This window comes from Dakarella massiliensis, from assembly GCF_001182045.1.
Classification (GTDB): domain Bacteria; phylum Pseudomonadota; class Gammaproteobacteria; order Burkholderiales; family Burkholderiaceae_F; genus Mesosutterella; species Mesosutterella massiliensis.
The window spans coordinates 421,526-447,671 of record NZ_CVTY01000007.1 but is presented as its reverse complement, the minus strand read 5'-3'; the positions used below and the strand labels follow the sequence as shown (position 1 = coordinate 447,671).

At 57.6% G+C, this 26,146-nt stretch carries 27 protein-coding genes and 1 pseudogene; 17 read left to right on the top strand and 11 right to left on the bottom strand.

The genetic code is table 11. The annotated features are described in order from the left end of the window. Positions 1 to 552 precede the first annotated feature (552 nt). Entirely contained in the window at positions 553 to 1,512 is a 960-nt protein-coding gene (locus BN1936_RS08325; RefSeq protein WP_082164541.1) for a LysR family transcriptional regulator, read from the top strand. A 57-nt stretch (positions 1,513 to 1,569) separates the two neighbouring features. On the opposite strand, the gene BN1936_RS08320 is transcribed toward BN1936_RS08325, so the two are convergent. Then, on the bottom strand, positions 1,570 to 1,803 hold the full coding sequence (locus BN1936_RS08320) for a hypothetical protein (protein WP_124944585.1): 234 nt from the start codon (positions 1,801 to 1,803) through the stop codon (positions 1,570 to 1,572). Positions 1,804 to 1,862: 59 nt separating this feature from the next. Further along, on the bottom strand, positions 1,863 to 3,011 hold the full coding sequence (locus BN1936_RS08315) for an alpha/beta hydrolase (protein WP_022443493.1): 1,149 nt from the start codon (positions 3,009 to 3,011) through the stop codon (positions 1,863 to 1,865). 317 nt (positions 3,012 to 3,328) lie between these two features. Here BN1936_RS08315 and BN1936_RS08310 point away from each other — a divergent pair, with 317 nt between their 5' ends. The 11 genes from BN1936_RS08310 (at position 3,329) to BN1936_RS08255 (ending at position 13,542) form a co-directional block, all read left to right on the top strand. After that, positions 3,329 to 3,907 (top strand): NAD(P)H-dependent oxidoreductase, encoded by a 579-nt coding sequence (locus BN1936_RS08310; protein WP_022443492.1) that lies wholly within the window; start codon positions 3,329 to 3,331, stop codon positions 3,905 to 3,907. 263 nt (positions 3,908 to 4,170) lie between these two features. Continuing rightward, entirely contained in the window at positions 4,171 to 5,538 is a 1,368-nt protein-coding gene (gene hutW / locus BN1936_RS08300) for a heme anaerobic degradation radical SAM methyltransferase ChuW/HutW (protein ID WP_082164540.1), read from the top strand. Positions 5,539 to 5,586: 48 nt separating this feature from the next. Beyond that, the gene (locus BN1936_RS08295) at positions 5,587 to 7,710 is read left to right on the top strand and encodes a TonB-dependent receptor plug domain-containing protein (RefSeq protein WP_049687146.1); all 2,124 of its coding nucleotides are present in this window, start codon (positions 5,587 to 5,589) and stop codon (positions 7,708 to 7,710) included. Between the two features lie 18 nt (positions 7,711 to 7,728). Next, positions 7,729 to 8,310: an MptD family putative ECF transporter S component gene (locus tag BN1936_RS08290; RefSeq protein ID WP_232422092.1), complete on the top strand. Its 582-nt coding sequence runs from the start codon at positions 7,729 to 7,731 to the stop codon at positions 8,308 to 8,310. Next, positions 8,288 to 9,067, top strand: coding sequence for an energy-coupling factor transporter transmembrane component T family protein (locus BN1936_RS08285; protein WP_049687145.1), 780 nt, complete (start codon positions 8,288 to 8,290; stop codon positions 9,065 to 9,067). Before BN1936_RS08290 ends, BN1936_RS08285 begins: the two co-directional genes overlap by 23 nt. A 14-nt stretch (positions 9,068 to 9,081) precedes the next feature. Beyond that, positions 9,082 to 10,512: an ABC transporter ATP-binding protein gene (locus BN1936_RS08280; protein ID WP_232422091.1), complete on the top strand. Its 1,431-nt coding sequence runs from the start codon at positions 9,082 to 9,084 to the stop codon at positions 10,510 to 10,512. Positions 10,513 to 10,601: 89 nt separating this feature from the next. Beyond that, entirely contained in the window at positions 10,602 to 11,108 is a 507-nt protein-coding gene (gene hutX / locus BN1936_RS08275; protein ID WP_022443486.1) for a heme utilization cystosolic carrier protein HutX, read from the top strand. Continuing rightward, on the top strand, positions 11,108 to 11,629 hold the full coding sequence (locus BN1936_RS08270) for a flavodoxin family protein (protein ID WP_022443485.1): 522 nt from the start codon (positions 11,108 to 11,110) through the stop codon (positions 11,627 to 11,629). The genes hutX and BN1936_RS08270 overlap by 1 nt, the downstream gene beginning before the upstream one ends. Positions 11,630 to 11,709: 80 nt before the next feature. After that, entirely contained in the window at positions 11,710 to 12,375 is a 666-nt protein-coding gene (locus BN1936_RS08265) for a MotA/TolQ/ExbB proton channel family protein (protein WP_049687144.1), read from the top strand. Further along, positions 12,368 to 12,760 (top strand): ExbD/TolR family protein, encoded by a 393-nt coding sequence (locus tag BN1936_RS08260; protein WP_049687143.1) that lies wholly within the window; start codon positions 12,368 to 12,370, stop codon positions 12,758 to 12,760. The genes BN1936_RS08265 and BN1936_RS08260 overlap by 8 nt, the downstream gene beginning before the upstream one ends. Further along, positions 12,760 to 13,542, top strand: coding sequence for a TonB family protein (locus BN1936_RS08255; RefSeq protein WP_049687142.1), 783 nt, complete (start codon positions 12,760 to 12,762; stop codon positions 13,540 to 13,542). The genes BN1936_RS08260 and BN1936_RS08255 overlap by 1 nt, the downstream gene beginning before the upstream one ends. Before the next feature lie 632 nt (positions 13,543 to 14,174). On the opposite strand, the pseudogene BN1936_RS08250 reads toward BN1936_RS08255, so the two are convergent. The 5 genes and pseudogenes from BN1936_RS08250 to BN1936_RS08230 form a co-directional block, all read right to left on the bottom strand. After that, a pseudogene (locus BN1936_RS08250) lies at positions 14,175 to 14,882 on the bottom strand (autotransporter domain-containing protein); the annotation flags it as partial. Positions 14,883 to 14,897: 15 nt separating this feature from the next. Then, positions 14,898 to 16,688, bottom strand: a complete 1,791-nt coding sequence (locus tag BN1936_RS08245; RefSeq protein WP_049687141.1) for a hypothetical protein — start codon at positions 16,686 to 16,688, stop codon at positions 14,898 to 14,900. A 407-nt stretch (positions 16,689 to 17,095) separates the two neighbouring features. Continuing rightward, a complete protein-coding gene (locus tag BN1936_RS08240) occupies positions 17,096 to 18,205 on the bottom strand; it encodes an oxidoreductase (RefSeq protein WP_022443897.1) in 1,110 nt (369 codons plus the stop codon). 183 nt (positions 18,206 to 18,388) lie between these two features. After that, on the bottom strand, positions 18,389 to 19,474 hold the full coding sequence (locus BN1936_RS08235) for an oxidoreductase (RefSeq protein ID WP_049687140.1): 1,086 nt from the start codon (positions 19,472 to 19,474) through the stop codon (positions 18,389 to 18,391). Between the two features lie 95 nt (positions 19,475 to 19,569). Continuing rightward, on the bottom strand, positions 19,570 to 20,073 hold the full coding sequence (locus BN1936_RS08230; RefSeq protein ID WP_022443894.1) for a hypothetical protein: 504 nt from the start codon (positions 20,071 to 20,073) through the stop codon (positions 19,570 to 19,572). A 200-nt stretch (positions 20,074 to 20,273) separates the two neighbouring features. On the opposite strand from BN1936_RS08230, the gene BN1936_RS08225 reads away from it, so the two are divergent. Then, on the top strand, positions 20,274 to 20,858 hold the full coding sequence (locus BN1936_RS08225; protein ID WP_022443893.1) for a pyridoxamine 5'-phosphate oxidase family protein: 585 nt from the start codon (positions 20,274 to 20,276) through the stop codon (positions 20,856 to 20,858). Positions 20,859 to 20,976: 118 nt separating this feature from the next. Next, complete coding sequence (locus BN1936_RS08220; protein ID WP_022443892.1) at positions 20,977 to 21,651, top strand: LexA family transcriptional regulator; 675 nt, start codon at positions 20,977 to 20,979, stop codon at positions 21,649 to 21,651. Between the two features lie 77 nt (positions 21,652 to 21,728). Here the strand turns inward: BN1936_RS08220 and BN1936_RS08215 are convergent, their stop codons facing one another. The 3 genes from BN1936_RS08215 to BN1936_RS08205 form a co-directional block, all read right to left on the bottom strand. Further along, a complete protein-coding gene (locus BN1936_RS08215; protein ID WP_022443891.1) occupies positions 21,729 to 22,151 on the bottom strand; it encodes a ferritin family protein in 423 nt (140 codons plus the stop codon). 67 nt (positions 22,152 to 22,218) lie between these two features. Continuing rightward, positions 22,219 to 22,467, bottom strand: coding sequence for a helix-turn-helix domain-containing protein (locus tag BN1936_RS11600; RefSeq protein WP_232422109.1), 249 nt, complete (start codon positions 22,465 to 22,467; stop codon positions 22,219 to 22,221). Then, complete coding sequence (locus BN1936_RS08205; RefSeq protein ID WP_022443889.1) at positions 22,403 to 23,218, bottom strand: AraC family transcriptional regulator; 816 nt, start codon at positions 23,216 to 23,218, stop codon at positions 22,403 to 22,405. Before BN1936_RS08205 ends, BN1936_RS11600 begins: the two co-directional genes overlap by 65 nt. Positions 23,219 to 23,548: 330 nt before the next feature. On the opposite strand from BN1936_RS08205, the gene BN1936_RS08200 reads away from it, so the two are divergent. The 3 genes from BN1936_RS08200 to BN1936_RS08190 all read left to right on the top strand — a co-directional run bounded on the left by BN1936_RS08200 (position 23,549) and on the right by BN1936_RS08190 (position 24,909). Continuing rightward, positions 23,549 to 24,040, top strand: coding sequence for a flavodoxin (locus BN1936_RS08200; RefSeq protein WP_157274786.1), 492 nt, complete (start codon positions 23,549 to 23,551; stop codon positions 24,038 to 24,040). Positions 24,041 to 24,057: 17 nt separating this feature from the next. Next, on the top strand, positions 24,058 to 24,594 hold the full coding sequence (locus tag BN1936_RS08195; RefSeq protein ID WP_022443887.1) for a flavodoxin: 537 nt from the start codon (positions 24,058 to 24,060) through the stop codon (positions 24,592 to 24,594). 84 nt (positions 24,595 to 24,678) lie between these two features. Beyond that, positions 24,679 to 24,909 carry an SDR family NAD(P)-dependent oxidoreductase gene (locus BN1936_RS08190; RefSeq protein WP_049687138.1) on the top strand — a complete coding sequence of 77 codons (231 nt, stop codon included), beginning with the start codon at positions 24,679 to 24,681 and terminating at the stop codon, positions 24,907 to 24,909. 46 nt (positions 24,910 to 24,955) lie between these two features. On the opposite strand, the gene BN1936_RS08185 is transcribed toward BN1936_RS08190, so the two are convergent. Continuing rightward, on the bottom strand, positions 24,956 to 25,924 hold the full coding sequence (locus BN1936_RS08185) for a LysR family transcriptional regulator (protein WP_022443885.1): 969 nt from the start codon (positions 25,922 to 25,924) through the stop codon (positions 24,956 to 24,958). Positions 25,925 to 26,146 lie beyond the last annotated feature (222 nt).

Here is a 26,146-nt window from a genome sequence, read left to right as displayed (position 1 = left end):
TATTGACTCATCTAATTTGGTATTACAAATATCGGTTTGTAAAACCCGGATTCCGGATATTTTCAATTTTGTAATTGGAAAACGCTTGAAGCAGAGTCAATACAGCTGAAAATAAGGCATTTTTATCGGTTTTTGTGACGCATAAGAAGGGTCATATATATGTCGTTTCAGATAAAACCTGATTTTTAATGCCGTGAAACTGATTTTCAGAGCCCTTAAATGAGTTTCGGATGACCCTATGGCGGTTGTCCGGTGGCCGATCATCCCTGTGTTGCATTTAATCGGCTAATAGTTCTTATCCTGATGATTTTGTTTTAAATAAAAGTTTAGTTTCGGTTGATTGATCAACGGAAAAACAGAGCCTCCCCTTAAAAAGTTAACTAAATTAAACTAGGTTTAAAAGTTGTCAATTAATGGCGGAAAACAGTTTTGAATATCCTCAATAACTGTGTTCAGTCATAAGCGCGGTCTATGGCAAGACCCTGACAGGTTTATAATTTTTTCAAGGGGATGCCGCGAGACGAACGGCATCACGGTCCACAGGAGGCCGCAATGGAAATCAGGGTGCTTCGCTACTTCGTGACAATGGCCCGCGAAGGCAATATGACGCGGGCGGCTGAGCGGCTGTTTGTGACGCAGCCGACGCTCTCAAAACAGCTGAAGGACCTCGAGGAAGAGCTCGGGCGGAAGCTGTACGAGAGAACGAATTACAGTATCAGGCTTACCGATGCCGGCATGCTTCTCAGGAAGCGGGCCGAGGATATCCTTGCGCTCGTTGATAAGACTGAGGAGGAGTTCCGGGCCCTGAATGATCTGGATTCCGGAAGCGTCTCGATCGGGGCGGCGGAGTCTGATTCCATCAAGTACTTCGCCCGCACAGTGAAGCGGCTTCATGAGAGGTATCCTGGCATCCGCCCAGACTTTGTGAGCGGGGACGCCGATGACATCACGGCGAAGCTCGATAAAGGGCTCCTTGACTTCGCGATCATTGTGAATGACGCCGATCTCTCGAAGTACAACTACCTCGATCTCCCGGGACAGGACCGCTGGGGGCTTGTCATGCGGCGAGACGCGCCGCTCGCGATCCGGAAAGCGGTGCCGGTGGAGGATCTGCCGTTTCACCCGCTGATCTGCTCGCGCCAGGGGCTGCAGCAGGACCTCAGGCGGTGGCTCGGGGACACCGCGGACCGGCTGAATATCGTCGCGACCTTTAATCTTGCCTATAACGCCGGCATCATGGTGCGGGAGGGGCTCGGGTACGCCGTGGTGTTTGACCACCTGATTGATACCTGCCCGGCCTCTGACCTCTGCTTCCGGCCGATTGTGCCGGCGAAGACGAGCGGCATGAAGATCATCTGGCGGAAGTATCAGGTGTTTACGCCCGCGGCGACCCGGCTGCTTGAGGTGCTGAAAGCGGATCTGGAGCGTGAGTTTGAAGCGGCGGCGCGGGATGCCGCGGCGGAAGCCCTGAAAGAGGACCCGGAGCGGCCCGGCGCCCGTCCCGCGAAATAACAGAAAGCCCCGTTGCAAAAACGGGGCTTTGCTTAACCGATGGAAGCAGGCTCCTTCTCAGAGCTCACCCCGGCGGATCTTATAGAGGACGGAGTCGATGCAGTCGATCGAGGACTCTTTCTCGTGAAGCGACCGAAGGAGCGACTCACGCTTTTCCTTCAGTTCTTCAATCGCTGAATTGCGGCAGCCGACCGTCAGAAGGTCACGGAGCCGCTCGGCATCTTCCACCCGGAATCCCGAGTCGAGAAGCTCTTCCAGAAGCATGGCGCTTCGATCTCTAAAGTCAGCCATCCTGCTGCCTCCTTTTCATCCTGAGCGGCGAACCTGCATCGCCGCTATCCATCCAAAGTCTACCGTGAAGCGGCGGAAGGCGCGAGGTTCTTCGTGAAGAAGCTTTCGAGCTTCGCGAACGGAATGAGTTCCTTCCGGTCGTAGAGATCCACGTGGTTCGCGCCCGGGATAATCACGAGTTCCTTCGGTTCCGCGGCGTTCTGATAGGCCGTCTCCGCGAAGTACCGGGAATGCGCTTTTTCGCCCGTGATGATCAGGACGGGGCGGGGCGAAATCTCCTTGATATAAGTGAGAAGCGGCATATTCATGAAGGAGAGCGGCATCGTCCGGCACCAGGCGCTCGTCGAATTGACGGACCGGGGATGGAAACCGCGCTTCACCAGGTAGTAATCAAAGAACTCCTTGGTGACAGGATCCGCGTCCGCGGGGAGCGTTTCGGGAAGAATCCGATTCCCCTGCGTCACGTGTTCGGCTTTATCCACCGCGAGGTCGTGACCGCCTGGCGGAATCGAGCCTTTCGCGGCGTCTTCCCAGCGCTTTTCGTTCAGGAACGCCTTCACGGCTCGGCGATCCGCTTCCGTATAGCGGTCGCGCCCCGCGCCGATGCCCCAGCCCATCGCGCGGCTCATGTCGTACATCACAACAGATGCCACCGCGCGGACGCGGGTATCCATCGCCGCGGCGTTCAGCGCGAACCCGCCGAACCCGCAGATCCCGATAATGCCGATCCGCTTCTGATCGACGATCGGAAGGATGCCGAGCGCGTCAACCGCGGCGCTGAAGTCTTCGGTATTGACGTCAGGAGACGCCATATTGCGGGGGAAGCCGCTGCTCTCTCCGGTCCAGGAGGGATCAAAGGCGAGCGTGACGAAGCCGCGCGACGCCATTTCCTGCGCGTAGAGCCCGGAACTCTGTTCCTTTACTGCGCCGAACGGCCCCGAAACCGCAATGGCCGGGAGCTCGACCCCTGCCTTCACGCCTTTCGGCGTGTAGAGATCCACCGAGAGCGTGAACCCATAGCGGTTCCTGAAGGTGATCTTCTTATGGTCAACGTTGGGGTTCTTCGGAAAAACCTTGTCCCAGCCGGACGTGAGCGCCGGGGTGTCAGACGGCACCGGGGCGGCCGATCCGGCAGCGCTTGCGGCAGCCGGGAGTCCGAGGGGAGCGGCAGCGAGCGCCGCGCACTTCAGAAAATTACGTTTGTTCATGAAGGTTCCTCTGTTCTTTTCATAATCCGAGGGCTATTGCCCCTGTGATTCAAGTTTATGAAAATGCTCTGGTTATTTCCAATATTTTGTTTTCATATCTGGTTATAGCTTTTATCGATATCTATACTTCCTGCGGAGGAGAAAAAAGTCCGCCTTTTGACAGTTGAGGCTGTTTTTCTGTATCCGGAGACAGAAAGAAGGTGTTTCAAGGCCCAAAGCCTCACGCTCTGAGGCCGCAAAAGTAGAATTCGTGGCGAATGATACTCGCGGGAACCTATGAAACCGGTTCCTTTCTCAGCAACGAAGGAAAAAAGAAAATGAAGATTCTGATTGTCGACGCCGGCATGCCGTTCAAAGGCGGAAACGGAGGAGCGCTTAACCACCGTCTCACGGAAATCGAGAAGGCGACGCTTGAGAGCCTCGGGCACGAAGTGCAGGTGACGCGGCTCGCGGATGGCTGGAAGACTGAGGATGAGGTGGCGAAGTACCTGTGGCTTGACGCCGTGATTTATCAGACGCCTGCCTGGTGGATGGAAGCCCCGGCCGCGCTGAAGTCGTACGAAGATGATGTGTTCGGCGGCCAGCCGATGATTACGGGCGACGGCCGTCACCGTGAGACGCCGGATATCAATTACGGCACCGGCGGCAAGCTGCAGGGTCACTACATGATCAGCTCCACCTGGAATGCGCCGCTGAACGCGTTCCTTGCGAAGGATGAGTTCTTTGAAGGGAAGGGGATTGACGCCACTTTCTTCGGTCTCCATAAGGCGAACCAGTTCATCGGTCTCAAGCCGCTCCCGTCCTTTATGTGCAATGACGTCATCAAGAATCCGACGATTGAGTCCGATATCGAACGTCTGAAAGCGCATCTCGAGAAGGTGTTCGGCCGCGCCTGAGAAAAAGAGAAGGGGCAGTTTTTCTGAACCCCATCCTTTAGAGACTATGAAGCCCCGCAGGTTTGCGGGCCTTTTTTTCGCGCCGGAACAGCCGGATTCCGGGGAAAAACAGCAACTGATATCGTCTCTTACAAAGTTAATGAAAATTACAATGATAATAATTATCATTGACAAAAAAGGATCCGAAGTATATCTTTACGGGTACAAAGGCGGGGTGAGGTTTGTTCCGCCAGCCGCAACTCATTGATTGAACAGGAAGAACGATGGAAATGAAGATGCCGGTCCACGTGATGAAGCGTGGAGGAAACCCGGAAGAAGCGTCGTGGCGTGCCCGGGTTACCGGAAATCCGCTTCGCGATGCGTTTGACCCGAAGATCATGACGCACGCCGGGATGAGCGCGAGTCTCGTGCCGGAGGAGGAGCTCTCGGTCCGTATTGAGGAAATTGCCGATACAGTCCGCGGCCGCCGGACGGTTGCCTATATCAATGTGCCGTACTGCGAGACGCGCTGCCTCTACTGTCTCTTCTATATCAAGCCTTACCGCAACGCGGAGGAAAGCCGCGCGTTCACGGATCTCCTGATCCGGGAGCTGGAGCTCTGGAATAAACGCAACGTTCAGACCGGACGGCCGCTTGAGGCGGTGTATTTCGGCGGCGGCACGCCGACCGCGCTCGAAGCCTCTGACATCGTGCGGCTGATCCGCGCGGTGAAGAAGAATCTGCCGCTCGCGAACGACTGCGAGATTACGTTTGAAGGCCGCCTCTCGAATTTCGGGCCGGACCGGATGGAAGCCTGCATGGAGGGCGGTGCGAACCGCTTCTCGCTCGGTGTCCAGACCTTTGATACGAAGATCCGTCAGGCTGTCGGCCGCCGTTCCACGAAGGAAGAACTCGTGCGGCAGCTTGAGCGCCTGACGAGCTACAACCAGGCCGCGGTGGTCGTGGATCTTATCTACGGCTTCCCCTATCAGACGCTCGACACCTGGAAGGAAGACCTCCGGATGGTGGTGGATCTGGGGCTTGACGGTGCGGACTGCTATCAGCTCCGCGTCTTCCCGGGCGCACCACTTTACCGCTATATCGAAAAGGGCAAGCTCCCCGCGGGACCGGACTCCGAAATGCGGGGACTGATGTTCGAAGAGAGCATTCGCGCGATGGAAGCCTCTCACTGGAAGCGTCTCTCGATCAGCCACTGGGCCCGCGCGACGCGCGAACGGAATTTCTACAACTATTTCGCGAAGGGCCGTACGGACTGTCTCGCGTTCGGCCCCGGTGCCGGCGGCACCGTGTCAGGCTACGGCTACATGGTGAATCGGAATGTGGACGAGTGGAAGGCGACGGTGGCCTCAGGCGTTAAGCCGGTTGCCATGATCACCGCTCCCGGCCGATTCTGGGAAGAGGCCCGGGCGCTGAACGAGCAGACGGAACTCAACTTCCTCGACCCGGCGGCGCTCGAACGCCTTTACCCGATCGCCTTCTCTGAACTCTGGCGCCCGGCGATTGAGAACTGGCTTGAAGCCGGTTTGATTGAACCCGATGGCAGCCGCTACCAGCTAACCGTCTCCGGCCAGTTCTGGCAGGGACGTCTTACCCAGGCGCTGATGGATCTTCTCGCCTCAGCCTCAAAGTGACGGGACCCCGTGAAGGGGATCTCTATTCCAGCAGGGAATTAATAAAAAATGCAAGGAAAACATCATCTCACGCTCATCGCCGCGCTCACCGCCGCGGCTTTCGCGACAGCCGCCGGAGCGGCTGAAACCGCGGAAAAAACCGGTGAAGTCGTTGTGACCGCGAGCCGTGTCGCGCAGGAATTGGAAGACGTTCCGATGAGCGTCTCCGTCATCACGTCGGATGACATCCGCCGGTCCTCGGCCAGGACGGTGGGCGAGCTACTTGAAGACATTCCGGGCGTTCAGATCATGAATGACGGAACGCAGGGGCTGAAGCGCCTCAGCATCCGAGGTGAGGACGCGTTCCGTACGCTCGTGATGATCGACGGTCAGAAGATTTCGGAGCATAAGTCGATGTCCGGCGCTCCGATCCTCATTGATCCGACGGAGATCGAGCGTATCGAAGTGATCAAGGGACCGGCCTCCGTTCTCTACGGCTCTGACGCGATCGGCGGCGCCGTGAATATCATCACGAAGAAAGGGGGCGATAAGCCCTTTGAAGCCGAGGCGTCGATCGGTTACAACGGCGCGGGCCGCGGTTTAAGCGAAGGCGCGACGATTTCGGGCTCCACGCACGGTTTCCACTATCGGCTGAATGGCAGCTACGAGAGCCACGGCGATATCCGCACTCCCTACGGAAAGCAGGAAAACACGAATTTCCGCGCGAAGTCGGGTGGTCTCTATCTCGCTTACGACATTACTGATCACTGGGCCGCGGGTCTCACAGCTGACACGTTTGACTCCTCGATCCACGGGGGTGTCTTCGGGATGTCTCCGGACGCCTTCTCGGTTGATGTGCCGAAGTTGCGCCGCGACAAGGTGGGGCTTTTCGCTGAAGGGAAGAACCTCTCGAAGTACCTCTCCCGCGTCCGCTGGGACGGCTACTGGCAGAAGAACGACAAGGAAATGCTGAACCATGTGAGCCAGGGGATGACGATGGACAACACGGCGGATAACCGCGTGAAGACTCTCGGCACCTCGATCCAGATGGATTGGCAGCTCGGAGCGCGCAATTTCCTGATCACGGGCTACGAATACTCGCAGGATAAGCTTTCCGCGGATACCGGCGTTCACGTGGTGATGAAGCAGAGCCTGGGATCCGGCATGGCGTCCGACATGGACTACACGACGGACCGCGTGAATGAAGGCAAGCAAACCGTCCACGCTGTTTTCGCCTCCATGGAGACGCAGCTCCCCTGGGATCTCACCGCGAATTACGGTGTCCGCTACACGTGGGTGGATTCCGAAATGAATACCGCGACGGCGTCGAAAAACGGTTACTCCCGCATTACGCGTACGGTCGGTCCCCGCACGATTTCGATTTTGAATAGGACGTACGTGAATACGGATGACGGGTCCGCCGGTGACACGGGGTCGAGCGACAACAGCCGCGCGGTCTTTAACGCCGGCCTCATCTGGAAGGGGATCGATAACCTCGCGCTCCGCGCGACCTGGTCTCAGGGGTTCCGCGCCGCGATCCTTCAGGAGCGCTATCTCGCGACCTCAATGGGCGGTCAGGGAACCCTTTACGGAAACCCGGATCTGAAGCCTGAGACGTCGAATAACTTCGAGATCGGTGCCCGCTTCAATAACGGCCCGGTGGTGATTGACGCGGCTGCGTTCTATTCCGACGCGAAGAACTACATCACGACGGAATACCTCGCGGACGGTGTCAACAGGCGCTATGTCAACGCCGATAAGGCAAAGACCCGCGGTCTCGAACTCGCGGCCTCCTGGAAGGCGACGGAACATATTGAGCCCTATCTCTCGCTCACCTGGATGCGCCGTCAGCTCGAGTGGGGTGATTTCTCCACCTATCAGAGCGGCACGCCTGAATTCTGGGCCCGTTACGGTGTCCGTACGGCTTTCGCGATCCCGGGCGGCACGCTCACCACGGATCTCTATGCCCGAAGCCAGAACGAAACGAAGAGCTACTCGCGTACGACCGGCGTGGCCACCCGGACCGCTGGTTTCACGACCGCTAACTTCGCGGTCGGCTACCAGTTCGGGAAGCAGGGCGCGTATAAGCTCTCCGCTGAAGTGATCAACATCTTCAATAAGGGCTACCACTACAACGCTTCCACCTGGGAAGCCGAGCGGCACCTGAACCTGAAGCTTACGGCGAAGTTCTAAGAGAGGAGTGCGGCTTTCATGATGAACACTGCGGTTTTCGGGGAGGGAAGGCTCCCCGACGCCCCGCGGCCCCGTTACTGGGCTGCGCGTGAGCTCGTCGCGATCGGCATTTTTGCGGCCGCGGCGAAACTCACCTCGCTTCTCATCGCGCTTGCCGGGGGCGGCATGAATCCCGCAACGCTGCTGCTGAAAAATCTCGTTTTCACGACGCTCGTCGTTGTGATGCTCTACAAGGTGAGGAAGCAGTGGACGCTGCTTCTCTTCACCACGGTGAACATGCTGATCAGCCTCATGCTCCTCGGAGGGAGTGTCACGCTGATTCCGACAGCGTTCGCCGCGGCGCTTCTCGGTGAAGGCGCGATGCGTCTCGCGGGAGGCCCGAAAAGCCGGTTCGGTGTGTTCGCGGGGGTTGGGGTCTCGGATTTCGCGGCGAAAGTCCTGTCGCTCGGGGTCTCATTCCTCTTCACCCGCGAAACGCCGGCCCTTGTCTGGATGGTCGTGCCGTTTGTGACGATCGGCTACATCGGTTCATTTGCCGGACTCTTCACCGGAGCCCGGGTGGTAAAGGAATTGCATCATGCAGGGATCATTCAGTCTTAGCGCCGGAGAGAGGACGTGGCTCACGTCGCTCGACGCCCGATCCAAGATGGCGGTGACGGCGGCTGCGGCCGCGGCGACGATCGCGTTCTCGGGGTTCTGGGCTGAATTCGCGCTTTTCGCGGCGTCAGCGGTCTACCTCGCGAGTGCCCGGCGCTGGAAAGTGTCGGCGGCTGCCTACATCCTCATGGCGCTCATGATGGCGATGTCGGTCGGCTGCGCGATGGTACTCGCGCATTTCTTCCCCGCGATGGCGCGCGGCCTCGATATGAAGAGCCTCTCGATCCCGTTCCTCCGCGGTCTCACGATGATGAACGTGATTCTTCCGCTCGCCTTCTCGACCCGGATCCAGTCGGTGCTCTGGGCGCTGCAGTCGATGCGGCTGCCGTTCTGCATTTATCTTCCGGCGGCTGTCATGCTGCGCTTTATCCCGACCTTCGCGAACGATATCCGCCAGGTATGGGAATCGGTCCGGATCCGCGGCTGGAAGCTGGGTCCCGTGGCGTGCGTGATTCATCCGTTCTTCGCGATGCGGCTTCTTCTTTCCCCGATTCTCTTCCGGACCCTTAAAACGTCCGATGAACTCGGTATCGCGGCTGAAATGAAGGGGCTTGGGCTCCGTGCCCGGATGACCCCCTACCGGGAGTCCGTCTGGGGCCGCGCGGATACCTGGCTGATGGTCACGACGCTTCTCGTGATCGCCGCGGCGATCGCGCTTGAAATCGCGTTCCCTGGTGCTGTGCGAGGGCCGCACCGATGAGAAATGAGACTGTGATGGAACCTCTGATTTCGCTTGATCACGTCACGTACCGCTATCCCTTCACGGGTCGGGACGCCGTGACTGATATCTCGATCGACGTGAAGCCCGGCGAAACGGTCCTTGTGACGGGTGTCAGCGGCTGCGGAAAAACCACGCTGATCCGTCTGATCAACGGTCTCGCTCCCGGGTACTACGGCGGGAAGGTGACAGGCAGCATCCGCGTTGCGGGGATCCCGAACGCGAGCCGCACGCTTCCTGAGATCGCGGCGGACTGCGGAACGCTTTTCCAGGACCCGGAGAACCAGTTCTTCGCGCTGAATGTCGAGGACGAGCTCGCGTTCGCGGAAGAGTGGCGGGGCACGTCCCGGGAAGGCATCCGCCGGAAGATCGAGGACGCTGTGAAGCGGTTCGGGATCGGCCGCGTGCTTTCCTCATCGATCCACGAACTCTCCGAAGGCGAAAAGCAGAAGGTCGGTCTCTCATCCATCACGATGACAGCCCCGAAGGCGCTCATTTTTGATGAGCCGACCGCGAATCTCGACCCGGAGTCAACCGAGGCGCTCGCTTCTGAAATCATCCGGCTGAAGAAGGAAGGGAAGGCGATCCTCGTCGTGGATCACCGTCTCTACTGGCTCTCCGGAGCCGTGGACCGCGTGATCGTGATGGAGGACGGGAGGATGGCGGAAGAGGGGGATTTTTCGATTCTGACCCCGGAACTCTGCCGCCGCTATGGGCTTCGGTCCGCCGCGGTGCCGGATGTCCGGGAGACGCTCCCGAGAAACGAGGAGGCATCGGGCCGCCCGGTGCTTGCGGCGGATGCCGTGACCTTTGCCTACAAGGGGAAGCCCCCCGTGTTTGATGACGCGACGTTTGGCGTTCACCCCGGGATCACCGCGGTGATCGGGCATAACGGCGCGGGGAAAACGACGCTTGCCCGTCTTCTCACGGGGCTCGCGAAGCCCCTGAAGGGCGGGTTCCTGCTTGGCGGCAAACCAGCTGACGCGAAGACACTTCTCGCTTCGGTGTCGATCGTGCTGCAGAACGCGGATCACCAGCTCCACATGAAAACGGTGCTCGGTGAGGTGATGTCGTCGCTCGCCGCGGCCGGACGCCCGGCTGAGCGGGAAGACGCAATGCCGCTTCTCTCGCTCTTTCACCTTGAGTCGCTCGCGGAACGCCACCCCCAGTCACTTTCCGGGGGACAGAAGCAGCGTCTTGTGATCGCGCTTGCGTTTGCGAAGGATCCTGACGTGATCATTCTCGACGAACCTACTTCGGGGCTCGATGGCGTCAACATGCGGCGGATTGCCCGGGCGCTTGAATCCATGGCGAAGGAGGGGAAGGCGGTGCTTGTGATCACGCATGACCTCGAACTCCTGAAACTCTGCTGCGAACGGCGGCTCACGCTTCCGATCAGAAACGAGGTTCTGGCGCGAGCCGCCTGAAACCCCTTTCTCTCCCGGGGATGAGCCCCAGGAAGCTGCTCTGACACAGAACAGATTTTTTCACTCCACCTACTTAAGGAATTAATTGAATGACGGAAAAAACGATGGAAGAAAAAGTGGCCGCGGTGCTCTCCTCCAAAGCCCCGGCGACGCTGAAAACGCTTGCCGCCGCGACCGGACTCACGGAGCTTGAGGCTTCGAAACACCTTCCCGCGGATTCCCGGGCTTATGCGGATGGATCGAAATTTGACGCGGTCTGGAGCTCGGCCTGCGCCTGGCCCTCCGCCACGTTCTTCCTTGAGCATCTCGGAAACGTGATCGAAGTGAGCTGCAAACTCGCGGAAGGGAAGCACGGGATGGGCTACTACAACATTTTCCATGGCTCTCCGCTCGGCGGCCACCTGAAGGCGGACGCCGTGAAGACGATCGGTTTCATCACGCTTCCCTTCATGGGACGCGAAAGCCACTTCCTCGCGTTCTTCAATGAAGAAGGCGAATCGATGTTCCAGGTCTATGTGGGCCGTGAGAACCATCAGCTGATCCCTGAGGCCCGCGACGCGTTCCTCGCGCTGAAGGCTGAGCTCGGAGCCGCCTGATGACGGACACGAGACCCGTACTCGTCGCCTATAGCTCCGGCACCGGGAACACCGAAGCCGTGGCCCGCGCGATTGCCGCGTCAATCCCAGGTTCTGTCCTCAGGAAGGCGTCTGAGGCGGGTGATCTTTCAGCCTACCGTCTCGTGCTTCTCGGGTTCTGGATTGATATGGGCGTGATGAGCGCGGACGCGAAGGCCGTGATGGTCCGCGCATCCGGCACCCCGCTCGCGCTTTTCGGCACGATGGGCGGGGATCCGACATCCCCACGGTTCCAGTCGTTCCTCGAACGGGTTCGCGGCGAGGCAGCGGCGTCCGGAGCCGATCTCCTCGGGATCCGGATGTGGCGGGGACGCGTGAGTGACGATGTGGTCCGCATGATGCAGGAGGCCGGGATGATGACGCCAGAAGTGGAAGCCCGACTGAAGGCGTCAGCCTCACACCCCGATCAGACGGATCTCTCTGAAGCCGGAACCTGGGCCGCTGGGATTCTCAGCTCTCAGCGGACGCCGATTCCGGACTGAGGCAGACGAAAAAAATGGAAGCCGGTACATGCACCGGCTTCCCGCTTTTAAAGCATAAACATAAAAAAGAAGGCACCAGAATGGGTTTAGCGAAAATGTACGAACTGATCGGACCCGCAGGTGTAGCGCTGATTCTTGTCGCTGCCGCGGGTCTTTACCTCACGATCTGGACTGTGATTTATCTCATCCGGACCGGCCGGGGCTTCCGTTCGACGATCCACGAAGCGGAGGCAGACGGCGGCCGGCATTTCCGCGAGCGGACGGAGGGGAACCTGAATCCGCTCGTCTGCGTGGTCCGGGAAGTGGTTTTTACGCATGGATCCCATTCAAACGATATCCGGGCTGAGGTCGCATACCTCTTTCATAAGCACCTCGCCCCCGTGAATAACAGCATGTGCTGGCTGAAGCTCATCGCGGCGATTTCGCCGCTTCTCGGCCTTCTCGGCACCGTGCTCGGCATGGTGGGAGTCTTCCAGACAATCGCCGTGAACCAGGCACCGGACCCCGCGGCGCTCGCGTCCGGCATCTGGCAGGCGCTTCTCACAACCGTGATGGGTCTCGTGATCGCGATTCCGGTGCTCATGGTCTACTACTGCCTGCTGCTTCGTATCAAAGGTTTCCGGATCGAGGCGGTGGAGCATAGCTACCGCGCGCTTGAACTGGTGCAGGGCGGCCGTCCGACGCTTGAAAAAGAAGCGAAGGCCCAGGCGGAGACGCCGCGCGAGGCGGGAGTCCGCTATGTTTGATGATGAAAATGAGGAACCCCGCATCGATCTCACGTCGCTGATCGACGTGATCTTCATGCTGGTCATCTTTTTCGTGATGACGATGACTTTCAGCTCAAAACCGGTGCTTGATATCGTGCTTCCGGAGTCGACCGAAGCGACAGTGTCGAAAGTGCCTGAGGAGCTGCTCGTAGCGGTCAAAGCGGATGGCTCGATCTGGGCGGACGGAAAGGCGATTACGTCGGAAGGGCTCGCTTCTTTCATTGATTCAAAGCCCGCGGACGCGGTGCTGAACCTCGCGGTCGATAAGAAAGCGCCGTTCGCGGCCTTTGTTAAGGTCGTGGATGTGGCGAAGGAAAAGAAGTCCGGCCGCTTTGTGATCCGGACAGAGGAGGGAGGAAAGTGATGGTGGGTGAAACAGCGGATCCTGTGCTCCTCTCGTCACGTGCCGGCGGCCGATGGCTGACGGCGGGGGCTCTCGTGCTGACCGCTGCGCTGCTCGCGACGCAGAGTTTCGAACTGAAGCGGAGCGCGGTCCCGAAACCGGATTTCGCGATGGAATTCCGGATCGCGGAAAACGTGAAGCCCGCGCCGGTTCCCGTGCCGGAAGTGAGGAAAGTGCCTGAGGTAAAGCAGGTCCCCAAGGCAAAACCGGTGACGGCTGCGCCGCCCGTCAAGCGGGAGGCTCAGAAACCCCGGGTGATCGCGTCGCGTACTGCCGTAAGCCCGGTGACTGTCGAGGAGCCGAAACCGGCAGCCGCTCCCACGGTTCCTGAGACTCCCCGCCCGGTAACACCGCATCCCGCGGTTTCCGCTCCGGCAGCGCCTCCCCCGAGAGCCGCGGCTCCCGCCGTAAAAAAGTCGCCGGCCGCTCTTCCTGCGGCGCCTCAGCCCTCCGCGGTTAAGACATCTGATGTGGCATCGAAACTGATCGCCCTTGTGGAGCGAAAGAAGCGTTACCCGAAGAGCGCCCGCCGTTCAGGCACAGAAGGCGTTCTTGAAATCACGTTTTCGCTGAGCCCCGCGGGAAAGATCCTGAAAGCCTCGGTGTCGAAAGGATCCGGGTTTTCCGTGCTGGATGCCGCGGGTGACGTCCTTGCTTCGGCGCTTATCGGGGAATCGGTTGGCGAAACCGGCCGGGCGATGAAAATCACGGTCCCGCTTCGTTATTCTCTGAAAAACAGCTGATGATTCAGGAGATTGAGGGCAGTATCTCACTGATCTCAAGGCAGAATCATGACGCTATGGAAAGAGCCAGACTGGGGTGAATTTGTATTCGCTCCGGACTACATAAGACCCGGGTAAAACGGGATTTCTCCGCTTTTCAGTATCAGTCAGAAGAACGATAAGGCGACGAATCACAGAGGGTATCGGGGTGCTTTTACAAATTTTCACTGTAGAGATAGCAAAAATATATTTAAACTTTTATCCAGTTCAAAGGTGATCCCTTCTGAAAATCAGGAATCGCCAGACAGGGAGGATATGAGTGTGAAACCTCCCGTCAGACAGGCGCGCGGCGCTTTCTGCCGTCTGCGTGCAGTCTGCCTTTGGAGACTGGGAGCAGAAGCGGCTTTCCAGGGTCTAAACGGAGCGTCAGTCCGGTCGTCATAGCGTTCCGTACAGTCGGCAGGCTCCGCGCGCCGGATGAGGTTTTCCTTTTGTGTTTCGCATGACTTCCTGAGCTATTCTTTTTTCAGATCCGGGCAGAGCAATCCGCCCGGTTTTTTTGTTCATGGCGCAGCAAAAATCCCCCGGGAGAATGAGATCTCCCGGGGGATTTCGGTATCAGGAGTTTGCTTCAGAGAGAAGCGAAAAGCTGATTAGAACGTGTGACGGATACCGACGTTCCAGCGATAGTCCTCATCCACTTCGCCGCCCGCGGTACGTTCGAAATCGACGTAACCGTAGGTGTTCTTCGTGAAGCTGAAGTTGGCACCGACACCATACTCAAACCAGAAGCCGCCGAGGTCGTCCTTCAGGTTGCTGCGGGCAGAGGCATTCTGAGCGGACATCTTCAGGTCGCCGAGGAAGTCATAGTTGCCGGACACGCGGGCGTAGATGCGCCCCTTGTTTTCAGCGAACTTCGCACCGGCGCGGACACCGATGCGGGCGATGAGCGAGTTGTAGTCGCTCTGGTTAATCTTCACGCCGTTGGAAGCCGTGTCATCAGCGCCGCCAACCGTGCCGTAGGTGAGTTCAGCCTGCGGTTCAACGAAGGCGTACTGGCCGAGATCCTTATGCCAGCCCGTTTCAGCGCTCACCGTGAAGGCGTTGTTGTCGTAACCGCCCTTCATGTTGCCGAATTCGTAGTCGGTGCTCATGCGGGTGTACTTGCCGATCAGGTCGACATACACGCCGTTCGAGCCGAACCAGGTGCCGTAGGCCGCAATGCTGTAAGCGTCCATATCACCGTCACCGCCGGTGTAATCAGCCTTGCCGTTCGTGTAGATGAACGCGCCGCCGACCTTCCAGCCGGTCTGGGCAATGTCGGTATCAACACCGACCTGGACCGAGTTGTTCTTGCTCGTGAGGTTGCTGTCACCTTAGGAGAGCTTGGAGCCGTAGACACGGGCCCAGGCACCGACCCCCTTCGGAGCGTCGCGGAGTTCGCCCATACGCTTCGTGAGGTTATTCAGGTCGTGGCGGAGGAGCGTCATCGAAATGGCGCCGACCGACTGCAGGCTGTCGAGCTTGGTGTTGCGGACAGGAGCGGCGACGGTAGTCGTGCCGTCAGTGTTTTCCGTGATCGTCAGAGCGCCGTTCACATCGCCTTCAGCAACGGTTGCGACACGCGTCGTTTCGGTAGCGAGAGCGCCGGTTGCGGCAGCGGCGGTCAGCGAGGCGAGTTCATCCGCGGAAATCACGTCAGAATTCACCGTCGTGCCGTTCGTGCCGACCATGTTCATGTTCAGGGTCGGGGTGCCGGAAGAGGTATCAACCTTATCAGCGGAGAGTGTCGAGGTCTTGTAGGTGCCGTCAGCATTCTTCTCGACCGCAGTGTTCACCTGACCGCCGGTGCCAGACAGATTCTCAATCTTGGCGGCCTGGGAGGCGTCCGTAAAGTTCACGGTACTGTCATTGAGCGACAGATTATTGATCGCGAGCGGAGTCGTGGAAGCGCCGGATTCGGAAGTCGTGGCAGTTGCCGAATTGGCTACATTCCAGGTACCGCCGTTAGACAGATTGAGGTTGAGCCCCGCCACGGTGTCGTTGGAGGAGTCGCTTGCCCCGCCGTTACTCAGAACCGCATTACCAGTCCAGAAAGAGTTGGCATCCGAGAGATTGAGATTGACGGTCGAATCAGCGATATTACCGGAGTTAGCTTCGTTGTAGTTGTATTCAATATTACCGGTCAGCTGGACGGTCTTGTCCTTGTCCGGGTTGATCGTGATAACTGATCCGCCGCGGGTCAGGATGGCGTCGCCGCTGCCAGCGTTCACGGTCAGGTTGCCGTTCACGTTCACACGGGAGTTCGACATGGCGATGATGCCGTACTGGTGAGACTCACCGGCGTCGGACGTGACATTGATCACCGTGTCTTCGGCATTGATGTTGATCGTGGAAACGTTACCCTCGTAGTCAGGAGTCACAGAGCTCTGAGCGAAGAGGCCGTAGGCGTCGTCCGTATCCGAGTGAGCGTTGATGGTGAGAGACTTGCCGTTCACGGTAACCGTGCTGCCAACCTTCGGGCCGGCAAAGATACCGAATGCCGTGCCGTTCTTGGCGGTGGCATTCAGAGTTGTGACGGAAGAATCCTTTCCAAGGATAACAGTTCCGATGCCGGTGCTCCCCGAAGCTTCAATCGCACGAGCCCGGGTAGCGCCGTTCGCAGAGATATTGATCGTGTCGCTGTTCACGGTAACCGTGCTGTTGTTCAGGGCAACGATGCCATGCGCTACGCTTTCCGCGCTGGTAGCGTCCAGTGTAAGGGAGGCGCCGTTCACAATCACGTCGCTTCCCAGGCCACCGGCGGCATAAATGCCTCTCGAAACACCGTTGGCAGAGGTCGTGAAGGAAACCGTCGAAGTGTCCCCGCCCACGGTTAAGAGAGCCCCAGTAACTTCTGCATCGTTATTCTGCTTTCCGGGAATGTTGAACACGCCGTATGCCGTGCCGAGTGCCCCGTCTTCCGGATCGTTCCCTGAACTGGTGACAGTTACGGCAATCGTCGGATTGGTAATGGAGGCCTCAAATCCGTTGTAGGAGGAGATGCCATAGGGATAGATGCTGGAAACGGTCTGATTGGCGACATCAGTATCCGGTACCGATATATCTGCTTTATTAACGTAAACAGCGGAATCCGCAAGAGCCGCACCAGAAACGGTGGCCAGCACAGCAGCCGCAACTGAAGAAATAAGTATCTTATTAATTTACTAACCTTCGATGTGATAACTGGACAAAGCGTCGGTTAAAACGACTATGCCATTATCCACTCTACGGAAGTAAACGTCAATTACATTTAATAATTACAAATCAATCCTTATAAAATTAACTTGTAACTCATTAAAATTAAACAAAATATTATAAATAATGATTCCACTTCTCAATTAAAAATACCGGCAAAAATAACGAAAATCTTCTGATAGTTATGAGTTTTTTCATGAAATCCGTAGATCAATAAAGGATTAAAAACATTACATTATTAATTTTTATTAATTTTTTCCACGCCTTAACTTTTTGAATCCCGGGAAAAAAAGAGCCTCCGGGCAGTGATGCCAGGAGGCTTTTCCGATGAGGTTATTTACGGAAGCTTTGCGGGGCCGTCTTTATCCGGAACCCAGGGCCAGAGCACCTTGGGAAGGTGGTAGCTGTCATTTTTGGATTCATCGCGGAATCGATCTATCAGGTCATCCCGTCCCGCACGGACAAGGCGCGCGAGATCCGGGTTCAACATGACAGATTGCCCGGCGGCCGCGAATTCCGTCCAGCCGGATGTCACAGCGCGTTCAAAATCTGCCCCTGTCACAAGTTCCCCGGCCCCGATCACGGCAGAGCGTCCCGCTACCGCGTCGTGAATCAGTTCCATCCGGGACTTTGACGTATCCGCTCCACGCCGAACCGCGTGGAAGAAGTTCTGCTGCGACACATGGAGATACTGAATCGGGCGTTTGGTGATCTCAGACACCGCGGCAAGGGTCTCTTTCATCGTGATACCTTTTTCACCCGGCTGTTCAGGCGTGATCCGATAGCCGATGATGAAATCCTTTCGTCCTGCCTTTTCCTTGACATCGATGACGGCGTCAAGCACCGCGAGCGGGAACCGAAGCCGGTTTTCGAGCGACCCGCCCCAGCGATCCGTTCTTCTGTTCGTAGCCTCTGACACGAACTGCGGGAGGAGGAAGGGACCGGCTCCGTGCACTTCAACACCGGCGTATCCCGCCTTCATGCAGAGTTCAGCTGCGTACGCGAACTTCTGAATCAGTGACTCAATCTCAGCTTCGGTGAGTTCCGATGCCTTTCCGTCCGGCGTGGCGGAAGGTCCCCGCGGCTGACGGTCCGGAAGGAAGTCGGGATTAGCGAGGATTCCTCCATGGAACAGCTGCGCGATCGGGATCGCCCCAAGTGACCGGACGATTTCCACTCTTTCCCGGAGGCTCGGCAGGTCAGCCTCTGAAAGCGCCCGGGCCTGACCGTAAAAGCTTTGACCTCCGGCGTCCACGAGCGTCGCTCCGGTTACATAGAGTCCGAAACCTTCGCCGTGATGCTTCAGAAAATCGCGTTCATCGTCGCTCACCGTTCCATCCGGATTCTGGCAGTAGAGCGTAAGCGGGGCGACAGCGAGCCGGTTCGGGACCGTGACGCCGTTATTCAGTGTGTAGGGAAGAAAGAGATTGCTGTAATCGTTAGTCATAAAAGGACCCTTTTTATTCAAAAACCAGGGGAACGGATTGAGAGTCAGTGCTCCTGGCGTTTCCGGTAATAGTAGACGAGGGTATTACGAGCTGTGAGGCTTTTTTCGGCCAGATGAAGACAGGAAAAAAGCCCGGCATTCAAATGAACTTCCGGGCTTCTTAGTGAAAAACCAAATTTAATTTTATTGCGGGAGGCGCGGCCACAGCACCTTCGGGCAGTGGTAAGACGCTTCCTTCGCGGGATCGAGTTTTGTCTGAATTTCAGAATCGTGCCCTTCGCGGATCAGCGTGGCGAGATCCGGGTTCAGCATGACGGCGCGCCCCGTGGCGGCGAGTTCAACCCAGCCGGTGCCGATCGCCTTATCAAAATCATCCCCTGTGAAGAGGTTCCCAAGACCGATCAGAGCGGTCTTTCCGGCGATCGTCTCGTGAATCAGGTCAAGCCTTGAGCGGGTGTCGTCCGCGCCGCGGCGGGCGTTCTGGAAGAATTCCTTCTCAGACACGTGGATGTACTGGATATCCCGCTTGATAAGTTCCTGAACGAGGGCAAGCGTTTCCTTCATCGTAATGCCGGCTTCTTCAGGTTCCTCAGGCGACAGACGGTAGCCGATGATGAAATTCTTCTTCCCGGAGCGTTCCTTTACGCGAAGCACGGCGTCGAGCACTGCGAGCGGGAACCGCATGCGGGCGTCGTTCGAGCCGCCCCATTCGTCCGTGCGGTGATTGGTCGCGCCGGAATAGAACTGCTGGATCAGGTAGCGGTTGGCACCGTGGATTTCCACGCCGTCATATCCCGCGACGAGGCAGAGCTCTGCAGCGTGAGCGAAGGCCCGGATGATGGCTTTGACTTCAGGCGGCATCAGAGCCCGCGCGCCGCGTTCCTCGTTTTCGCTCGGGCCCACCGGAACGTGATCGTGGAGAAAGGCGGGATTCCCGAGAATACCGGCGTGGTGGATTTGGGCGATGGCGAGAGCGCCGTTCGCGTGTGTCAGACGGACACGTTCCTTCAGAGCCTGGAGGTCGTAATCACGGATCGCGCGGGGCTGACCGGGGAATCCCTGGCCGTTATCACTCACGAGCGTTGCGCCATGGATCACCATGCCGAAATTCCGGCCGCGGCTTGAAATGAAATCGCGTTCCGCTTCACTCATCGTTCCGTCCGGGTTCTGGCAGTAAAGCGTGAGAGGGGCAATAACAAGCCGGCTTTGCAGCGTGACGCCGTTATTCAGAGTGAATGGCTCAAAAAGCTTTGCGTGGGAATCCGTCATGGAAATGCGCTCCTCTTCTATATCAGTGATTGGTTCAACAGACCGGGCGGGCTGATTATAGGGCGAAGCGCCAACGGAAACCGATTTTTCAGAGTTCAGCCGCGGGGGAGATGGGACCGGTTAAAAGGTTTCCCGTGCGCGGCGAAGAGCGCTTCAGCCGTAATCGGCACAGGATCCGACCCCACGGGTTCCGTCCACTCCGGGTAGTAAGCGCGGATCTGCGCGGGGGAACCGAAAAAGGGAAGGGGGAGCGATCCGAGTTCGCTGATCGCCTCTTCAAGAATCCGGGTTTCGCTTACCGGGAGTGATGGCGGCTGCCGTCTCAGGTCCAGCTTCAGACGGCCGTCCGGAAGGGTCCCGATACGGGTCAGCCAGGCAAGCGGCGGCTTCGCGGACTCGAGTATTTCCTTGATTTCAAGGACAGCAGTCCCTTCCGGGAGAGAAACCAGAGTTCCTCCCGTAAGCGGCAGGTTTCGCTCAAGCAGCGAGCGGCGTTCCGACAGATAGAAAAGCGACGAGAGTGTCGCTTTCGTCATGACGCGGCCCGATCTGCCGAGGAACCAGGCCGTGATATCCGAGGCTTTGATGATGCTGAACATTTTATAGTTATGAGAGGTTTTAAAGCCCTCGTTTCCGATTTTCTGGGGTATTGGCCTTACCCGTATTCCCGAAGAGGAAAACCGTCCCACGAAACTTAAAATCAGAAAGAAGGCGGCGCAAACTTGTAGAGCTTTGCTTTCGACCCTATAGCATACCGAAAAGCTATGCTTAACGTATACACCGTAAAGATTTCGTGAATATGAAAGAACAGAACGGCAGTACAGCAGACCGCCCGATGAGGCGTAAAGAGCGTGAACTCACGGTGGATCAGGCCTGGGAGGTCGTCGAGGGGACTGATCACGCAGTGCTTGCCACGGTTGATGACGAGGGAAACCCCTATGGCGTTCCCATCACTCCGGTTGCGGCTGATCGGAAGCGGATTTACTTCCATGCCACCGGAAAACCGGGCGGCCGGAAGTCAGACAACATGAAGATGAACCGCCGGGTATCCCTTACTTGTATCGGGAAGGACATGACGGTTCCGGAACTTTATACGGTTGACTACGCGAGCGCGATCGTGGAAGGCACAGCATCAATCGTTACGGATCCGGAAGAGCGCGCTCAGGCGATGGTTGCTTTGGTGAGGCGTCACGCTCCCGGGAACTCCGATGCCCGGAACGCAATCCAGTTTACAAACCGGTTACCTGCCCTCGCTGTCTGGCGGATTGATGTCGTTTCGATTTCCGGAAAGGCCCGCGCCGCAGCCAAATGGGAAACCGGAAAGACACTACGGGAACCCACGCCGATGCCCGTGCAGCCGTGGCTTGTCGGCGTTCCAAAGTAGATCAGAAATATTTTAACGGATAAAAGTCCGCCGAGTGACTCTGTGAGGAATTGATATCGGGCACCCAAATTTGATATTATAGAAGTGTTAACAATTACGAAAGTCAGAGGCGCCCGGCATGACGAGCGATAACGATCGGCTCAGAGCCGTTTTTCTGAAGCGTTCAAAAATTTCCCAGCGGGAGTTTGGTGAGCGTTATGGTATCGGCACAGCCGGCATGGTGAATCAGCTGCTCCTGGGCCGTCGGCCGGTGAGCCTCGCGGCCGCGGTGAAGTTTGCCGAGGGTCTTGGCTGCGCGATTGATGACTTCTCCCCGGAACTCGCGGCTTTCGCGAGGAAAGCGGCTTCCTTTACGCACGAGATTGAAACCGATATTGACAGCGCGATTCATCCGAACCGGATTCCGGTGCTGACAGGCGAGGAAGTGGCTTTGCGAAGCCGCGGAAAGGATGGGGAGCCCACGGGCTGGACCATTACGGACCATCGGCTGGCGGAAGGTTCCTTCGCGCTCAGAATTGAGGATACGCAGATGGAGCCTCATTTCACAGCGGGCGATGTCGTGATTATTGAACCGATCGCTCCGGTCTCAGGGGACTGCGTGGCAGCTCTTCCGTCAGGCGCCGGCAGGGCGGTGTTTATGCAGTACTCACCGAAGACCGATCCCGTTTCCGGAAAGCCTGAATTTGATCTACTGCCGAGCAACAATCTCTATCCGGTGATCCACTCGAAGGACGGCAATATCAGGATTCTCGGCGTGATGACTGAGCACCGTTCTTACAGGCGGAAGCGCTGAACGGAATAAACAGATTAAAAACAAACGGGAAGAAGCAAAAAGCTTCTTCCCGTTTTCTTTCGGCAGATGCGGCTCCTTTACTTCAGAGTCTTCCCGTGAGCCTTGAAAACCGCTTCAAGGCGCTTCGCGTGGCCGTCCTCTTCAGGAATGGTGTCTTCGATCGCGTCCGCGATATCGTCACGGCCGGCGGCGCGGACTTTGTCCGCGATCGCCTGAAGCGCGGGTCGGGCGCTTGCCTCTGCCTGCCAGAAAGCCCGGGCGCGTTCCCAGATGGCGTCCTCAGCGCTCACGCCTTCTCCCAGCATGGAGCCATAGCGGCCGCCGTGCGCCGCGTCTTCGTTCGCGTTGGCCTGCATGGCGTCCGCGAGGTCGTTGAGGCCGTGCTCGCGCGCCTGGGCGATCAGCACGTAGTACTCCTCAGATCCTTTCACTTCAGCCGTGTGAAGCATCCGGATCTGATCCTCAAATGACGCGCCTTTGGCGCTTCCGTAAAAAGCCATAATCAAGTTCTCCTCGATATTGATGCGGTTTCAGGCGGGAGTTTCCGCTGAGAAACTTACCCTGGTCTTAGCTGATTGCCCGATAGGTGTTTTTCTGCGCCTCTTCAGGGCTTTCAGGCCAGCTGCAGTTCGCGGCGTTCTGACGCCAGAATTCCTCGCCTTTCCGGAACTGTTCAAAGTCGCCGCGGGGGCTGAGACCGAACTGGCTGCGGTAGTCGCGTGAGAACTGCGCCTGAGATTCGTACCCGAATTCATAACCTGTCTGCGCCACCGGCAGTCCTGAGAGTATGGCTCTTCGGGCTTCCTGAAGTTTCAGTGATTTCTGGTATTGGAGCGGTGACTGCCCGGTGACCTCGCGGAAATACCGGTAGAACGTCGGCATGACTCATGCCGATACTCTTTGCGAGTTCACGGAAGTCAATGGAATTGCGGAGGTTTTTGCGGATTTCAAAGGCGGCCTTCCGGATACGGTACTCCGGCGCGCCGACCGTAAAGATCTGCCGGAACGCGGCCCCGCCCTGGCTCACCAGGAACCGGAAAATGATTTCGCGCCGGATGAGCGGGGCGAGAATCGGGGCTTCTTCCGGCGTTTCGAAGAGTTCCACAAGTTTCGCGTAGGCGTCAATCACCTTCACGTCCGGTTGCATGATCCAGGCAGCTCCGGAGAGATCCTCCGCGTCAGCGCGCTTCGGGATCGGAATGCCGCAGGCGTCCATTTCGGACGTGATCTTCACCACCTCATCTTCTTCTAGGTCAAATGACACGCCAAGGAACGGCGTTTCATGCGTCGCGCCAAGCGCCTGGAAGCTGTCCAGCATGTCGACCCCAACCACGAGGCATTCCCCGGCCGTGTATTCCACCGTTTTCCCACCCATCAGGGCGCGTTTCGCGCCCTGCACGAGAAGCCCCATTCCAGGGTGAGCCGAGCAGGTGGCGGCACAGTTCGATTCATCGCGTCGGTGCAGCGTGACGCCGCAGAGCGTGCGGCTTTCTCCGGCTTCAGGCAGCAGCTTCATGTGAAGGGATGCGATTGAGCGCAGACGCTCAGCGTAATCAGCGTTATTCATGTGGATTTTCTGACTGGGGAAATAAGGCTTTGATCATTTTAATAGTAGAGAGAAAAGGTTTAGAGGCTTTTCAGGGCTGATAAAAATAAGCAAGTAAAACAGAAATTTCCCCGTAACCCATTGAAGAGCCTTGAGACTACAGTTTCCCCGTAGACCGGATGGGGAAAGTCAGCAGCCGGAAAGTGAGGAAAAGGCATGAAGAGAAGGTCATTATTAAAAGCAGGAGCCGCGTTGGCGGTTCCTGGATTCATGAGTTTCGGCGCTTCAGCAAAGCCTGCCCTTCGGACGAAGGCTCCGAAAATTCTGATTGTCTATTTTTCTCGGCCTGGCATGAACTATGTCTTGGGCGACATGGTGAATCTCCCGGTTGGGAACACGGAAAAGTTCGCGAAGATCATCGCGAAGACGCTCGGGGCCCCTCTCTTCAGGATTGAGCCGGTAACGCCTTATCCGTTTGACTATCGGAAGACCACAGCGATTGCGCGTGAGGAACGCTCGGCCGGGAAGGCGTGGGACGCGAAAGCGATCCCGGATATCCGAGGGTACGACGTGATCTTCTGGGGGCACCCGATCTGGTACGGCGAGATGCCGTATCTCGTGCGGGGCGTGCTTTCGAAGCTTGACTGCTCTGGGAAAACGATTGTTCCGTTTGTGACCCATGAGGGGAGCGGGATCGGGAATACGGCGAGTCTGATCCGGTCATTTCAGAAGAAGGCCGAGGTACGCGAGGGGCTCGGCATTCTCGGGACGCGTTTCGCGAGAAACGAGCCGGTGGAGCCTGAGATTACCGCCTGGCTTAAGCGCCTGGGGTACCAGAAATAAATAGGAGGAGTGACAGTATGGATTTCAGCGGAAAGAAAGTCGTTGTGGCGCGGTTTTCGCGCCCCGGTATGAACTGGGTGTCGGGGTCAATCGTGCCGCTTAAGGTTGGCAACACGGCGAAACTCGCGGACGTGATCGCGGAAGAGACCGGGGGCGAGGTGGTCGCGATTAACCCTGCCGCGGCTTATCCCGATGACTATCGGGCCTGCACCGATCAGGCGGCGAAGGAATTGAAGGAAGACTGCCGCCCGGCTCTGAAGCAGCCGATTCCGGATATGACGGATACCGATGTCCTCTTTATCGGATATCCGATCTGGTGGGGTGAGATGCCGATGCCGGTGAAGACGTTCCTCGAAACCGCGGATCTCGCAGGAAAAACGGTGATCCCGTTCTGCACGCATGAAGGGAGCGGTATCGGGGCAACGGTAGGAACCGTGAAGCATCTCGCGCCGAAAGCGCGTGTGACATCGGGACTCGCGGTTACGGGGTCAGCCGCAGCAGACGGCGGTGAAGCGCTCCGCCGCCGTGTCAGGACCTTCCTTGCCTCTCTTTAATCGAAAAAACTTAAAGGAATCATTTTCTGATGACTTAAAAGACCTGGCTGATTACCGGCGTTTCAAGCGGCTTCGGGCACGAGATTGCCCGCCTCAGGCGGCACCGTGATCGGGACGGTGAACGCCGCTTTCGCGTGGCACGGCAGGATTGACGTGATCTGCTCCAACGCCGGCAACGGTCTTTTCGGCGCTGCGGAAGAGCTGTCGGATGACGATATCCAAGCGATTCTGGAAACGAATCTTCTCGGCGCGATTACGCTCATCCGGACCGCGATACCGCATCTCAGAGCGCAGGGCGTCGACGGATATGAATGAATAACGAGGCGGACAAAGCCCGGATCGAATACGGATCCGGGCTTTTTCAGAGGCCCTTTCTCGGGAAGGAAAAAAAGGCCTTATTCATATCCTCCGTGTATTTTGTCGCCCGGACAGTCAGCCAGTCAGCGAAAAGCCTGACGCGCTTTTTCCGAAGCGCCTTTTCTGTCGTGATCACGCAGCAGTGCCGAGGGGGCCTTGTCCATCCCCGCATTACCGGAACGATACGGCCGTCTTTCAGATAGTCCACACACTGATCAAACGCCATGTCGGGAACGATTCCTGCGCCGAGGAGAATCGCGTCACGCGCGTTCACCTGGCTCGTAAACGCCATGGTCTGCTTCCTGTCGAGCTTTTCTGTCACGCCGTTTTTGGAGAGATAGGAAACCGAGGTCCGGTTCGGAAGTCTGAGGAGGAGTCCCGTGTGGCGCATACAGTCAGATGGCCGCTCGGGCTCACCGTGCAGCGCCACGTAGGCCGGTGAGGCGCAGGCGACGAAATGCATCGGCCCGCAGTCGCGGAGGATGGCGCCTTCGGGGAGCTCATCCTGCGGCCGGAACATAAAGACAATATCGTTCGCTTCGTTATCCGGGGTTGTCAGAAATTCGGAAACGCCTGACACCATGTCTTTGACTTCGATCGAAATTCCCGGATGCTTCATCTGGAATTCGACCGCGGAAGGCACGATCAGGCTTTCACGGAACCCGGCTGTCGACGCCACGTGAATCGGCCCGGCGAGAGAGTCAGCGGAATCCGATAACTCCTCTTCAAGTTCCTCTTCCAGCTGCAGGATTCTGAAAACGTAGCTGTAGTAGCGCTTGCCTTCAGGCGTCAGCTTCATCGGGCGCTGGCTTCGGTCGAAAAACTTCGTCTTCAGCTCTTTCTCCATGGCCCGGATAATCCGGAAGGCGTTGCTTGGCTCAATATGGAGTTTTTCGCAGGCTTCTCTCGCGCTTCCTGTCTCTACGACTTCACAGAACACGCGGAGGTTTTCCAGGTTTTCGATTTTCCTCATGGCCTTTCCTCCTCAGTATGAGTCCGCGCCTGAAGTGATCAGTTTCCGCACAAATGGCTGTTTTTTCCACTTATTGAGCGTCTTTGAACCTTTACCGTGCAGCGGGCTTCTCCAATAATTTGCCTAGGCTATTTTACTTATTCTGAGGTATGGAATAGGTAGATAGTCAGACCTTCTGCGAACTGAAATCGAGTGAAGGCAAGGAGAAAAGAGGCGGGGCAT

Coding starts and splice junctions, on each gene's coding strand:
- BN1936_RS08325 (WP_082164541.1), top strand. CDS start 553: ATGGAAATCAGGGTGCTTCGCTACTTCGTGACAATGGCCCGCGAAGGC.
- BN1936_RS08320 (WP_124944585.1), bottom strand. CDS start 1,803: ATGGCTGACTTTAGAGATCGAAGCGCCATGCTTCTGGAAGAGCTTCTC.
- BN1936_RS08315 (WP_022443493.1), bottom strand. CDS start 3,011: ATGAACAAACGTAATTTTCTGAAGTGCGCGGCGCTCGCTGCCGCTCCC.
- BN1936_RS08310 (WP_022443492.1), top strand. CDS start 3,329: ATGAAGATTCTGATTGTCGACGCCGGCATGCCGTTCAAAGGCGGAAAC.
- hutW (WP_082164540.1), top strand. CDS start 4,171: ATGGAAATGAAGATGCCGGTCCACGTGATGAAGCGTGGAGGAAACCCG.
- BN1936_RS08295 (WP_049687146.1), top strand. CDS start 5,587: ATGCAAGGAAAACATCATCTCACGCTCATCGCCGCGCTCACCGCCGCG.
- BN1936_RS08290 (WP_232422092.1), top strand. CDS start 7,729: ATGATGAACACTGCGGTTTTCGGGGAGGGAAGGCTCCCCGACGCCCCG.
- BN1936_RS08285 (WP_049687145.1), top strand. CDS start 8,288: ATGCAGGGATCATTCAGTCTTAGCGCCGGAGAGAGGACGTGGCTCACG.
- BN1936_RS08280 (WP_232422091.1), top strand. CDS start 9,082: ATGGAACCTCTGATTTCGCTTGATCACGTCACGTACCGCTATCCCTTC.
- hutX (WP_022443486.1), top strand. CDS start 10,602: ATGACGGAAAAAACGATGGAAGAAAAAGTGGCCGCGGTGCTCTCCTCC.
- BN1936_RS08270 (WP_022443485.1), top strand. CDS start 11,108: ATGACGGACACGAGACCCGTACTCGTCGCCTATAGCTCCGGCACCGGG.
- BN1936_RS08265 (WP_049687144.1), top strand. CDS start 11,710: ATGGGTTTAGCGAAAATGTACGAACTGATCGGACCCGCAGGTGTAGCG.
- BN1936_RS08260 (WP_049687143.1), top strand. CDS start 12,368: ATGTTTGATGATGAAAATGAGGAACCCCGCATCGATCTCACGTCGCTG.
- BN1936_RS08255 (WP_049687142.1), top strand. CDS start 12,760: ATGGTGGGTGAAACAGCGGATCCTGTGCTCCTCTCGTCACGTGCCGGC.
- BN1936_RS08240 (WP_022443897.1), bottom strand. CDS start 18,205: ATGACTAACGATTACAGCAATCTCTTTCTTCCCTACACACTGAATAAC.
- BN1936_RS08235 (WP_049687140.1), bottom strand. CDS start 19,474: ATGACGGATTCCCACGCAAAGCTTTTTGAGCCATTCACTCTGAATAAC.
- BN1936_RS08230 (WP_022443894.1), bottom strand. CDS start 20,073: ATGTTCAGCATCATCAAAGCCTCGGATATCACGGCCTGGTTCCTCGGC.
- BN1936_RS08225 (WP_022443893.1), top strand. CDS start 20,274: ATGAAAGAACAGAACGGCAGTACAGCAGACCGCCCGATGAGGCGTAAA.
- BN1936_RS08220 (WP_022443892.1), top strand. CDS start 20,977: ATGACGAGCGATAACGATCGGCTCAGAGCCGTTTTTCTGAAGCGTTCA.
- BN1936_RS08215 (WP_022443891.1), bottom strand. CDS start 22,151: ATGGCTTTTTACGGAAGCGCCAAAGGCGCGTCATTTGAGGATCAGATC.
- BN1936_RS08205 (WP_022443889.1), bottom strand. CDS start 23,218: ATGAATAACGCTGATTACGCTGAGCGTCTGCGCTCAATCGCATCCCTT.
- BN1936_RS08200 (WP_157274786.1), top strand. CDS start 23,549: ATGAACTATGTCTTGGGCGACATGGTGAATCTCCCGGTTGGGAACACG.
- BN1936_RS08195 (WP_022443887.1), top strand. CDS start 24,058: ATGGATTTCAGCGGAAAGAAAGTCGTTGTGGCGCGGTTTTCGCGCCCC.
- BN1936_RS08185 (WP_022443885.1), bottom strand. CDS start 25,924: ATGAGGAAAATCGAAAACCTGGAAAACCTCCGCGTGTTCTGTGAAGTC.